This is a genomic window from Annamia dubia NIES-4383, assembly GCF_055394725.1.
In genome coordinates, this window is the sequence record NZ_AP025630.1 from 1,508,842 (window position 1) to 1,521,231 (window position 12,390).

The following is a 12,390-nucleotide window of genomic DNA, read 5'->3' on the forward strand; positions in this document are numbered from 1 at the left end:
CCTTTTCTTTTTGCTTTTATTATACCCTATTTAAAAGACGAACAGCTTACCCGGAACTTCTTGAATTTCTAAGTTTTTTAAATAGTTTTTATAAGGTTTAATTTGAAATTCTGAACGGTTTAAACCCTTTTTTGGTTTAACAAATAAAGTGGGAATTTCTAAAACTTTAGTTAATCCCGCATTTAACATTACATCTTCAAATATTTCATTTCGTGCTTGAGTCACAAATTTACTTTTTACTTTATCATTTTCGGCATTTTCTAAACTTTCTTGAAATACTTTTTTTTGTAAATCTGACCATCCCTGATATTGTTTTAATGTTTTAGCTAAATTTTCTACTTCTTCATAATTATTAAATGTTCCTACTATTTTTAAAAAAGGTAAAACTCGATAAAACAATGGGAAAGTAAACTTAAAAAAAGTTGGTATTTTATTAATATAAAAAGGGTCAACTAAAGTCATCGTCTTAAACCTTTTTGGGTTTTGTGTAGCCCAAATCGAAGCTAATTTTCCCGTCCATGAATGTCCTATAATATAGCAATCCTAAATAGGTTGTGGCAAAATTCCATATTGATAAAGTTTGGGGAAATCAAATATTTGACCATGCGCAAAAAACTTAAATAGCCACTTTACTATTTTAAATGATTTACATAAATGATAGAATTGTCTAATAAAATTTTTCACTTGTAGCCAAATATCTTCTACCGGATTTTGTTCTGGAGCATTAGGGGCAAATTTATGACAAGTAATTAACCATTCTTCTTCCAATAAATCTTGATTTATTATAGTTAAATACTCCCTAAATTCTTTTGAGTCATGATAGGTTGCTCCATCCCAAAATATTGCTAATCTTTTTCCTTTTCTTTTTGATAGTAAATACTTGATAAATTTGATCGTATTTTCTGTATTTCCACTTTCATATTCTTTGACAATAAATTCTTTAGTTTGATAGTCTAATGCCCCATAATAAGTTTGTCGGCTTTTTTCATTTTTAATGGGAATTTCTATTCTTTGATCTGTTCTTCCCCAAACATAACCTAAAATGTCTCCCCAAAGTAAATGACATTCATCAATCATAAACACTACAAGCTCTCCACTCTCTATTTCTTTTTCCAAATCTCTAATTTTTCACTGATTTCTTTTTTTTAGCTTCGACTAATTCGTCATTTTTAGCCGGATTCTTTTTTTGAGTTTTTTTCCAACTTATTTTCGCTTCTTTGAGCAAACTATAATAACTTTGATTGGATTTATAAATAATATTATATTCTCGCTCTAAATAAATTTTTAAATCTGATAATCTTAAATATTCTTGCTCTCTTAACCAATTAATAACTTGGTCTTTTTCTTCTGGTTTTAATTCACTTTTAGTTCCTTTAAACTGTAATTTCAAGCTTTCTACTCCACAAAAAAGAGCTTGATTTTTCCACATACTAATAAAGCTATGAGAAACTTGTAATAATTCTTTTACTTCATGGTATGATTTTCCTTCTAAAATCATTTTGACAGCTAAAGCCCTTTTTATTTCTTTAGCCTCTTTTGTTTGATTGATAAAATCATTTAACTCAGAAATAATGTTCATTTTTTTTTCCTTGAATTTAGATTATAATTAATATTATATCTGTTATGACCTATTTAGGATTGCTATATGCGCACAATTCCAGTTTAAATGATTCATCAAACATTCTAAATCATTAATAATATCTTGTGCAAAATAGCCAGTTTCAGGTTTATTACTATTACCATGACCTCTTAAATCTGGTGCAATTATATGATAATTATTCGCCAATTCTTCCCCCAAACTTGACCAAACTAATCCATGATCTGCTAATCCATGTAATAATAAAACAGGCTCTTTTCCCCTATTCCATTCCAAATAAGATAACTGTAAATTATTGGGTAAATTTAAAGTTTGACGGGTAAACATTTTTTAAATTATTTTTTGACTTAATTGTTAATCTTTTTATTATATAACATTTATAGCAGTCCTAAAATTATTCGTGGCAAATAAGCTTAAAGCTTTTGTTATTTTTTATTAATTTGCTACAACCTATTTAAAACTGCTATATATTTTTCACAAAAATTTATTTGATTTCTTCTTCAGAACGCTCTAACATATTATCCTGAGTATTAGCTAAATGTTGACGTTGTTTGGTTAAACTCTCTCTTGCCTGTTCATTTAAGAGCTTTTCAGAACCTTCCTCTAATAATTCTTCGGAACGTTCTAGTATATTATCCTGAGTTTTATCGGAGTCTTGACGGCTTTTCACTAATAATTCTCTCGCTTTTTCAGAAATACTCATTTTAATCATTCTCCTAATATACAATGTTAATAAAAATAAATAATTCTCAGAAAAAGATAAATTTTCTAAAATGCTAATTTGATGGAGCATTCCTAAAATAGTCGTGGCAAATCAAATATGATCAAAAACAGGGTTAAAGTCTTGTTATAAAAGACAAATGACCAATAACCAATGACAAAAGTAATTAGTTCTGTTGCCACAAGTGCTTTAGAATTGCTATAGTTTTTGATTTTCAAAAATATCTTTTCTGTATATTATAATACATTATTGAAGGTACACTTAAATTAAGTTTTGTAAATTTTTTCAGAAAATCAAGACAGAAAAACCCTCCTGAAAACAGAAGGGTTAATAAAAACAGAGAATAATCAAAACAATTATCTTTAATAGGTTTATTTTTAGAGATCACCGCCCCGTAACGCCAACAAAAAGATGACTACCGGCCCAGCAATAAGAATTAAGCCAACAAAAGTTAATTGTAAAATCACAGTCAAATCAAGATTTGCAATAAAATCCATCTCTCCTCCTAAAACAAATTTATTAATTGAGGTTTTTATCTAATGAATGAATCTTAACTTACCACAAAAGGTTACTTTTTGTAAGTAAATTGTTTTAACTTGATCAAGATTTTAAGTTTGATTAAGTTAATTTTAAAATTTTTTAATATCATATTATTAGATTTAAGTCAAGTTATTACTTGATAACTGTTGAAAACTTAGATTTTCTTTTGAGTAGAAATATACCAATCAATTGTATTTTTTAACCCTTCTCTTAAAGAAAATTGAGCGGTAAAATCAAAATAAGTTTGAGCTTTTTGCGTATTTAAACAACGCCGAGGTTGACCATTTGGCTGATCGGTTTGCCAAATAATTTCTCCTTCAAATTCCATCAATTCACAAATTAAATTAACTAAATCTTTAATAGAAATTTCTGCATTTGATCCTAAATTAACAGGCTCAGATAAATTATATTTTTGGGTAGCTAAAATAATACCTTTGGCCGCATCTTCTACATATAAAAATTCACGGGTAGGGCTACCATCTCCCCAAACATAAATATTTTTTTCCTGATTAATTTTAGCCGTATAAATTTTTTTAATTAAAGCAGGAATAACATGGGAACTTTCTTCATTAAAATTATCATCAATTCCATATAAATTAACAGGTAAAAGATAAATTCCATTAAAATTATATTGTTGACGATAGGCTTGTAATTGAACTAATAAAGCTTTTTTTGCTATGCCATAAGGGGCGTTAGTTTCTTCAGGATAACCTTCCCATAAATTGTCTTCTTCAAAGGGAATTGGTGTAAATTTTGGATAGGCACAAATTGTACCTAAACAGACAAATTTTTTCACTCCTGCTAAATAGGAACAATGAATTAATTGTGTTCCCATGATCATATTATCATAGAATAATTCAGCGGGTTTTTCTCTATTTAAACCGATGCCTCCAACGTGCGCGGCTAAATGGATCACAATATCTTGATTTTCTACTATTTTTTGACAATTTTCTAATGTTCTTAAATCACAAGTTTGGGAGCGGGGAATAGTAATATTATGTTCTTTTGCTCCTGCTTTTAATAATTGTTTAACTACTTGTTTTCCTAAAAAACCCCCCCCTCCAGTGACGAGTATTTTTTGATTAGAAAAATCTATGATTGGCTCTAGTGAATTGTTCATAATGATTAGTTTTTTTTATTAGTTGTTAAAAAGATTAACTTTTTTTATTTTACCTTAAATATGGCCATTTTTAACTTAATTAGATTATTTTGAAAAAATTGTGACCTGATTAATGTATAATAAAAAATGGTTTTTTTCTAAATATTGCTAGTATGAAACAGTTAAATTTATTTGATAATAATTGCTTAAAAAAATCTAGTTTACCCGATTTAGTTATGAGTAAAGAAGAATTATTAACATGGAAACAAAAAATATATGATTATCAACAAATAGCCTTAAGACAAATCATTAAACAACCAACTTTATTTGATCTAAAACCAAGTCATTATGATTCAGATTTAATTAATCCTTTTGCTTTAACCCGTTATTCTTCTCATTTTCATAGAATGCCTGAAACGGGAGATAAATATTTAATTTATTTTATTATTGATGATACTTTTCCTATTCTTTTATATACGGGAGAAACCATGCAATCAGCCAAACAAAGATGGACAAATCATGATTGTAAAAAATATATTATGAGTTATAAAAAATTGCATCGTAAACATAATTTACCCGATGCGATCAATGCTTCTTTTTGGTTTGAAACACCTAGAAATAGGAAAAATCGTTTACGTTTAGAAACGGAGTTAATTTATAAATTTAGAAGTCCTTTTAATAAAGAATGTTGGCAATATTGGGGGCAACCTTTTGGTAAATAATTAATTAATAATATAAAATTAATAGAATTTTAGTTTCCCTCAAGCAAAATTGTTAATTTTTATGATGATCAATAATTGGGTCTGATTAATCTAATAAAATTAGATTACTATAATCGGTAAATTGCTTTATCTATAGGAATATATAAAAATTATGGTGCTAGATCTACGAAAATTCTTCCAATCTACCAATCCCAGCCGTACTCTTGCTGTTGAAAATGAAGAAGATCAAAAATATTATATTGATTTTTCTTGTGTGCGTGGTGGGCAAATTATCGAAGAATTAAGGGATAATATTGCCTTTTTCTCTCCTGATGAACCCACTTGTCAACTCTTTACTGGTCATATTGGTTGTGGAAAATCTACAGAGTTAAGACGTTTAGAATTAGAATTAATTAAAGAGGATTTCCATGTAATTTATTTTGAATCCTCTCAAGATTTGGAAATGGGGGATCTGGATATAGGGGACATTTTACTGGCGATCGCCTCCCGTGTCAGTCAAAGTTTAGAAAATATCAAAGAGATTGAAAAGCCACCGGCCAAAGGTTTTAAAGACTTACTTAAAGGAGCGGCCAAATTATTGCACACGGAAATTGAACTTTCAGGAGAAGCCAATATTTTAGGAGTAGGAAAAGTTGCGGCCAACACGGAAGGTAAATTTGCGGCGGAGATCGGAGTGCCGGGCATCGGTCAAGTGAATATTTCAGAGGATGAAGGGTTATCTTTTGTTGCTCTTGGCATTGGCAAAATTACCGCTAAAGCCAAAGGCAGTCCCGAATTACGCAGTAAATTACAGGAATATTTAGCCCCTCGCACCGCTAATTTATTAGAAATTATTAATGATGAACTCTTAAAACCGAGTATTGAGAGCCTCAAAAAACAGGGAAAAAACGGTTTAGTTGTGATTATTGATAACTTAGATCGGGTGGAAAACATCCCTAAAGCATGGGGGAGACCTCAACAGGAATATTTATTTGTCGATCGAGGGGATCAATTATCCCAACTCCATTGCCATGTAGTCTATACCATGCCCATTTCCCTGATGTTTTCTAACGATTTTAACCGTTTAACGAGTCGTTTCGGAGTTGATCCTGCGGTTTTACCGATGGTGCCTGTGGATGAAAGCTCACAAGGAGAAGAAGGCATGGCCTTATTAAGACAAATGGTTTTAGCCAGAGCTTTCCCCAATCAAACACCAGAACAAAGATTAGAATTAATCCCTGAAATATTCGATCAAACTGAAACTTTAGATCGGCTCTGTCGTATTAGTGGCGGTCATGTCAGGGAATTATTAAGATTATTAAATGATTGGATCAAAAAGCAAAGAGGATTACCTTTAACCCGTGATGGGTTGGAAAAAGTAATTGTATCCCGTCGTAATCAAATGACCTTAGCCATTGATGAGCATGAATGGGAATTATTACGTCAAGTTAAAGATAAAAAGCGAGTTAGTGGCGATAATAATTATCAAATTTTAATCCGTAGTATGTTTGTTTATGAGTATCGAAATGAGGAAGGCTCATGGTTTGGGGTTAATCCCATGTTATTAGAAACTGAACAATTAAAATAAATATTTTTTATTAGTTATTTATTAATGATTAATTATTAATTATAAAAATGAGTTATCAAGAAGAATTAGATGAATTAACATGGGCGATTGATGGAAATGAAGGTCAATTTGCTTTAATTTTAGCCCGTTGTAATTGTAAAAATTTACAAGAAAAAGTAATCAATGAACTTCAAACAATTTACGCCGAAGAATTAATTAAAATTAACTTAAAACCATCTATTCAAACTGTTTATACTGCTATCACAAATCAAATAGAATTAAGAACAATTAAAGCTGTTATGATTTGTGATTTAGAAATCAATGAAAATCCAGAAAAAGTGTTTACAGGTGCTAATCAAATTAGGGAGGAATTTCGCAAAAATTGTCCTTGTCCTATTATTTGGTGGGTGACAGATCAAATTTTACCTTTAATTAAAAGATTAGCCCCTGATCTGGAAAGTTGGACAACCACAGTAGAATTTTGTGTTGATAATTCAGCCTTAATTAATTATGTCCAAGAAATTACCGATCAAGTTTTTAATAAAATTTTAAGTAATGGGGCAACTCGTTATTTAGATCAATCTTTTACAGGGTTTGGAATTACTGCTTCAAGTATTAATGAATTAAAATCTGCTTATCGTGAATTACAACAAAGAAACATTAATTTAAGTCAATTTTTAATCGCAAGTATTGAGTTTATTCTAATTACTAATAATCAAATATCGGAAACAGAAACCTTATTTGCTTATGAGAAAAATTCAGAATTTTGGCAACAAATAATTGATCAATTAGAATTGGACAAAAAGCTTCAAAAAGAAGGGATTAAAAGAAAAGCCTGTGTAGATTATTATTTAGGAGTGTGGTGGCGTACATACGGTATAAAAAATCGAGTTTACTATCAACCTGCTTGTTTAATTGCCCAAGATTATTTACAAAAATGTATTGAACTTTTACAAACAATTAAAGATTATGAATTATTCGCTAAATTTATTAATTCTGTAGGAGATATTTTAGAAAGAAATCAAGACTGGAAAGCCCTTGAAGAACTGGGAAAACAAGCTATTTCTTTACATAAAAAATATCTTAATCCGTTCCGATTGGCAAGGGCTTATAATTTGTTAGCGGAAGCTTATTTTGGTCAAAAATCTTGGGAAAATGCCTATCAATATGCACAGGAAGCTGTTAATATTTCCCTACAAACTAATCCTGATTCTTTAATTTTAAATCAAACTCACACCACCGCCAGAAAATTAGAATGGGCGAGATCTTTTAATCAAGGTTCTTATTTTTTATCCTTAGCCAAATGTCAATTAAAATTAAATTTAATTGATCAGGCTTTACTTAACTTTCAAAAAGCAAAACAAAAAACTAATCCTAATTATGAACCTGAATTATATATCACAATTCTTCAATATTTTCAAAACATTTATTATCAAAATAAAGATTATTTAAAAGCTTTTCAATTAAAAAAAGAAATATTATCTGTTGAACAACAATTTGGTTTTCGAGCTTTTATTGGTGCGGGAAGATTAAAAGCTAATCAAAGGTTATTAGAATCGGAAATTTTACTTGATAAAATTAAAGGCAAAGTAGCACAAGAAATTGTGGCTTCTGGGCGAGAATTAGATATTAAACAATTATTAGAAAGAATCGCTCGAAATGATCATAAATTAACTATTATTTACGGGCCTTCAGGAGTAGGAAAAAGCTCAATTATTGAAGCAGGATTAATTCCGGCTTTAGAAGAAAAACCAATCAAAACTCGTGATATTTATTCCCTTTTAATAGAAGTTTATACTGATTGGCAAAAAGAATTAAGCAAAAAATTAAAACTAACTTTTGATCAGAATAATTACAGTCAAAATTTAACAACTTTAGAATCAATTATAGACTATCTTAAAATTCAGGTAGAAAAATCAATTATTGTGGTGTTAATTTTCGATCAATTTGAAGAATTTTTCTTTGTTAATACTGATTTGAAAACCCGTAAAGAATTTTATCAATTTTTGGCTCAATGTCTTGAAATTCCCCATTTTAATGTGATTTTATCAGTCAGGGAAGATTATCTACATTATTTATTAGAAATGAATCGCTTACAAGATTTTAAAATTATTAATAATAATATTTTAGATAAAAATATTATTTATTATTTAGGTAATTTTTCTCAAGAAAATACTCAAAATATAATTTGTTCTTTAACCAAAAAAGCTAATTTACTATTAGAAACTAGCTTGATTCAACAATTAGTTAAAGATTTAAGTTCAGAAATAGGAGAAGTGCGGCCAATTGAATTACAAATTATTGGCGCACAGCTACAAGCTGATCATATTACTACTTTGAATCAATATAAAGAACAGGGAACAAAACATGAATTAGTACAAAGATATTTAACAAGTGTAATTGATGATTGTGGGCAAGAAAATCAACAATTAGCTTCTTTAATTTTATATTTATTAACTGATGAAAATAATAGTCGGCCTTTGAAAAATTATAATGAAGTTTATAAAGATTTACAAATGTTTAATCAAGAGGTTGAATATAATCAAGAAAAACTAGATTTTGTCTTAAAAATATTAGTAGAATCCGGTTTAGTTTATTTAATTCCTGATATTATTTCTACACGCTATCAATTAGCACATGATTATCTGGTGCGGTTTATTCGTCAACAACAAGGAGAAAATTTTATTCAAAAAATTCAACAGGCAAAACAAGCTCAAACAAAAACCCAAAATAAATTAAATTTTACTTTAAAAATAAGTTTAGGAATTGCCACTTTATTAATTTTTACCCTATCTTATCAATATTATTTAGCTAAACAAAATCGCATCCTAGCACAACATGAAGAATTAAATGCTTTAGTCAATAGTTCAACCGCTTTATTTGCTTCTAATCAGAATTTCTCAGCCTTAATCGAAGGATTAAAAGCCGCCAATAAACTGAAGAAAATCACTAATAATCAACCCAAAAAAAGTGAATTATATAATCAAGTTGTCACCATACTTCAAGAAGCAATTTTTTGGGTTAGAGAATCTAATTCAATTAAAGCACATCAAGGTAGAATTAATGATATTTCTTTAAGTAAAGATGGTAAAATTATCGCTTCAGTTAGTGATGATAAAACGATTAAACTTTGGCAATTTAATGGTAATTTAATTAAAGTGATTGGGGATCAAAATTCATTTTTAGATCAAAATCATTCCGCTCCTATTTTAGCAGTAGAAATTTCCCCCGATCAACGATTTATTGTCACAGGAAGCAATGATCAAACCGTTAAAATATGGAAGTTAGATGGCACATTTGTTAAGACATTAGTAGGTCATCAAAAAGCAGTTAATCAAGTTTCAATTAGTTCTAATGGTAAATTAATTGCTTCAGCTAGTAATGATGGTACGGTCAAATTATGGACAATTGAAGGTGAATTAATTAGAACATTAAAGATCGATCATGATAGTATTAGGGATATTAAATTTACTCCTAATAGTGCAATGTTGGCCGCAGTTGGTAACGATGGAGATATTAATTTATGGACAGTTGAAGGTCAGTTAATTAAAGCAATTAAAGGCAATTATCATAATGTTTTTGAAGCTAATCTTCATCAACAAAAAACATTAGAAGAATTATCTAAATTAACATTATTAAATAGTCGTCTCAATAGTATAGATTTTAGTCCCGATGGTCAAACAATAATTACAGGTAGTCTTGATCAGAATATTTATCTTTGGACAATTGAAGGTAAATTAATCAAAACAATTAATAATAATTCCGGCGGTTTAAATGATCTTAAATTTAGTCCAGATGGTAAAACAATTGCCTCAGCTAATGTGGATAAAACTATAAAAATATGGTCATTAGATGGAACTTTATTACATACTTTATCAGGTCATAATTCTCAAGTTATTAATATTGAATTTACACCCGATGGTAAAAATTTAATTTCCGCTAGTGGAGATCATTCTCTTAAAATATGGCAATTAGATCAAGTTTTTGTCAAAACTTTAAGAGGTCATCAAAACACAATTACAGATTTTTCTTTTGCCCCTAAAGCTCAAATTTTTGCCTCTGTTAGTTATAATGAATTTATCAAAATTTGGTCAACTCAAGGAGAAATTTTACAAACTATTCCCATAGATATTGATCAAACTGTGAATAAAATTAGTTTAGATCAAACTGGTAATTATTTAGCTTTAGGTGATTACAATGGTACAATTGAAATTTGGCAAAAAGATGCCACTAATCAATTTATTTTTAAACAAAAATTTTCCACTAATCAACAAGAATTTAAGAAAATTTTATGGAGTCCTAATAGTAAAATAATCGCCTCAACTGGTGATGATAATACAATTAAATTATGGGATCTTCAAGGCAATTTAATACGTCAAATTGACAAAGATCAAGAATATCCCCAACCTATTTTAAATTTAGCTTTTAGTCCTGATGGTAACATGATTGCCGATGTTACTGCCGATTTTTTGATCAAATTATGGAATATTGATGGTACTTTAAATAATATTTTCAAAGGCCATCAAGGGGCAATTGATGATATAATTTTTAGTCATGATGGCACAAAAATTATTTCAGCAAGTCAAGATAATACTGTTAAAATTTGGTCAAAAAATGGTCAACTAATTAATACTTTAAATGGAGTTGAAGGGCATCAAGATTTAGTTTTAGCCGTAGCATTTAATAATCAAAATAATTTAATTGCTTCGGGTAGTAATGATCATACAATTAAACTTTGGACTTTAGATGGTAAGATTTTTAGCACTTTGCGCGGTCATAATTCGGGAATAAATCATCTTGTTTTTAATGAAAAGAAATCCCAATTAATTGCCTTAACTGATGATAATAGAATTATTATTTGGAATTTAAAAAATATTGGAGATTTAGATCAACTTTTAAATTTAGGTTGTAATTGGTTAAATGATTATCTTAATATTCATGCTGATCAATCTATTAATTTAATTTGTCAATCACAATCATCAATAGATTAAACTGATTGCAAAATAGTTTTTTAGAAATATCAATTAAGGTAATTAATTTTGGTAACAATACACCTGTTCTAAGTGACCATTTCCTGAAAATGCCATTTCATCCCAGTTAGTGAAATTAAAGAAAAAGGGTATCCCGAAGATACCCAGTCAAAAAATATTTCTGAAAAATACACAATTAAATTGATGTTTATTTGAAACCAACAGCCGCTTGCCATACAAACGCCAGTAACAAAAAGAATAGGGGAATCAAAGGCAGTACATCAATTAACGGTTTGAAACTAGAATAAGCTTCAGGTAAATTTGCTAAGAGCATAGCTGTATTCATCATATCTACTAAGTAATTCAAGATAATTATGTTAAATTAGACAAGATTTTAACATAATGACGCTATGGACGATCATTTTTCTTGATTTTCAATTGTCTTTTTTGATCAGTTGACAATTGACAATGACAAACTATCTATTGTCAAATATTTAATTTTTAGGCTTTTGTTAAGATAAATAAACTCCCATCTCCTCCCCTTCCGATGCGCATATTTTCATCAAGATAAGTAATAGTTAAAGAGGGGATTCTCCCTTGAGGATTTCGTGCTTGAAAAGTTTTAAGTGGCTCAAAAAATGGAGTTTTTAGGCCTAATATTTTACTAATAGCAATAAATCTTTTTTGAAAATTGACATTAATTTTTTGATTAGGTAATTGATCATAAGTTGTTTGTAAATCTGCTTCAAAATTGGCGGTTACTCTTACATAACCTGATAATAATTGAGAAGAATGTTTAACAAAGGCTTTATTTTCAAAACTGGCGGATTTTACGTCAATAATTTGATAAATTTCACCCACTTTTAAGCCAAAAGGTAACTTAATTAAAGAGCGAATTTCTCTAGCAGTTGAATATTGTAATAACCAAGCACCATTTAATAATTCACTAGCATAAAATAAGGGGCGAGGAAAGGGATTATTTTGCTCTAAAGCTTGAGTTAATTCTGCTATTTGTTTAACTTTTTCCGGTTTAATTTCTAAATCTGTGACGGGTGAACCTTTAATTTTTTTTAGGTCACTTTTAAGCTCATTAATTGTAGTTAATAAATTAGCTTTCAGGCTAATTCTATCTTGAGTAATTTGCATATAATTTTTATAGTTTAAAGATGATAGCTAATTAAATAAGTTTTCAACT

General features: G+C 29.1%; 10 protein-coding genes and 1 pseudogene. 3 read left to right on the forward strand and 8 right to left on the reverse strand.

Annotation, left to right across the window (positions count from 1 at the left end):
• Positions 1-30: 30 nt before the first annotated feature.
• The 6 genes and pseudogenes from Anndu_RS06785 to Anndu_RS06810 form a co-directional block, all read right to left on the reverse strand.
• Complete coding sequence (locus tag Anndu_RS06785) at positions 31-534, reverse strand: hypothetical protein (RefSeq protein ID WP_464104047.1); 504 nt, start codon at positions 532-534, stop codon at positions 31-33.
• 9 nt (positions 535-543) lie between these two features.
• Positions 544-1,570, reverse strand: a protein-coding gene (locus Anndu_RS06790; protein WP_464104048.1) for an IS630 family transposase whose coding sequence is annotated in 2 segments (ribosomal slippage) — positions 544-1,126 and positions 1,125-1,570 — 1,029 coding nt in all. Because the reading frame shifts where the segments join, the coding sequence is not laid out codon by codon here.
• A gap of 72 nt (positions 1,571-1,642) precedes the next feature.
• A pseudogene (locus Anndu_RS06795) lies at positions 1,643-1,924 on the reverse strand (alpha/beta fold hydrolase); the annotation flags it as partial.
• Positions 1,925-2,081: 157 nt separating this feature from the next.
• A complete protein-coding gene (locus tag Anndu_RS06800; protein WP_464103639.1) occupies positions 2,082-2,300 on the reverse strand; it encodes a hypothetical protein in 219 nt (72 codons plus the stop codon).
• A 395-nt stretch (positions 2,301-2,695) separates the two neighbouring features.
• Positions 2,696-2,815, reverse strand: a complete 120-nt coding sequence (gene psb30, locus Anndu_RS06805; protein WP_464103640.1) for a photosystem II reaction center protein Ycf12/Psb30 — start codon at positions 2,813-2,815, stop codon at positions 2,696-2,698.
• A gap of 197 nt (positions 2,816-3,012) precedes the next feature.
• Positions 3,013-3,978 (reverse strand): GDP-L-fucose synthase family protein, encoded by a 966-nt coding sequence (locus Anndu_RS06810; protein ID WP_464103641.1) that lies wholly within the window; start codon positions 3,976-3,978, stop codon positions 3,013-3,015.
• A gap of 152 nt (positions 3,979-4,130) precedes the next feature.
• Between Anndu_RS06810 and Anndu_RS06815 the strand changes: the two genes are divergently transcribed.
• From Anndu_RS06815 to Anndu_RS06825, 3 genes are all read left to right on the forward strand, one after another.
• A complete protein-coding gene (locus tag Anndu_RS06815; protein ID WP_464103642.1) occupies positions 4,131-4,679 on the forward strand; it encodes a GIY-YIG nuclease family protein in 549 nt (182 codons plus the stop codon).
• 151 nt (positions 4,680-4,830) lie between these two features.
• A complete protein-coding gene (locus Anndu_RS06820; protein WP_464103643.1) occupies positions 4,831-6,246 on the forward strand; it encodes an ATP-binding protein in 1,416 nt (471 codons plus the stop codon).
• 47 nt (positions 6,247-6,293) lie between these two features.
• The gene (locus Anndu_RS06825; RefSeq protein ID WP_464103644.1) at positions 6,294-11,216 is read left to right on the forward strand and encodes an nSTAND1 domain-containing NTPase; all 4,923 of its coding nucleotides are present in this window, start codon (positions 6,294-6,296) and stop codon (positions 11,214-11,216) included.
• A 187-nt stretch (positions 11,217-11,403) separates the two neighbouring features.
• Here Anndu_RS06825 and Anndu_RS06830 read toward each other — a convergent pair whose 3' ends face one another.
• Both Anndu_RS06830 and Anndu_RS06835 read right to left on the reverse strand, forming a co-directional pair.
• Positions 11,404-11,541, reverse strand: a complete 138-nt coding sequence (locus Anndu_RS06830; RefSeq protein WP_464104049.1) for a photosystem II reaction center protein K — start codon at positions 11,539-11,541, stop codon at positions 11,404-11,406.
• Positions 11,542-11,696: 155 nt separating this feature from the next.
• Positions 11,697-12,341, reverse strand: a complete 645-nt coding sequence (locus Anndu_RS06835; RefSeq protein ID WP_464103645.1) for a PAP/fibrillin family protein — start codon at positions 12,339-12,341, stop codon at positions 11,697-11,699.
• Between the last annotated feature and the right edge of the window lie 49 nt (positions 12,342-12,390).

Coding starts and splice junctions, on each gene's coding strand:
- Anndu_RS06800 (WP_464103639.1), bottom strand. CDS start 2,300: ATGAGTATTTCTGAAAAAGCGAGAGAATTATTAGTGAAAAGCCGTCAA.
- psb30 (WP_464103640.1), bottom strand. CDS start 2,815: ATGGATTTTATTGCAAATCTTGATTTGACTGTGATTTTACAATTAACT.
- Anndu_RS06810 (WP_464103641.1), bottom strand. CDS start 3,978: ATGAACAATTCACTAGAGCCAATCATAGATTTTTCTAATCAAAAAATA.
- Anndu_RS06815 (WP_464103642.1), top strand. CDS start 4,131: ATGAAACAGTTAAATTTATTTGATAATAATTGCTTAAAAAAATCTAGT.
- Anndu_RS06820 (WP_464103643.1), top strand. CDS start 4,831: ATGGTGCTAGATCTACGAAAATTCTTCCAATCTACCAATCCCAGCCGT.
- Anndu_RS06825 (WP_464103644.1), top strand. CDS start 6,294: ATGAGTTATCAAGAAGAATTAGATGAATTAACATGGGCGATTGATGGA.
- Anndu_RS06830 (WP_464104049.1), bottom strand. CDS start 11,541: ATGAATACAGCTATGCTCTTAGCAAATTTACCTGAAGCTTATTCTAGT.
- Anndu_RS06835 (WP_464103645.1), bottom strand. CDS start 12,341: ATGCAAATTACTCAAGATAGAATTAGCCTGAAAGCTAATTTATTAACT.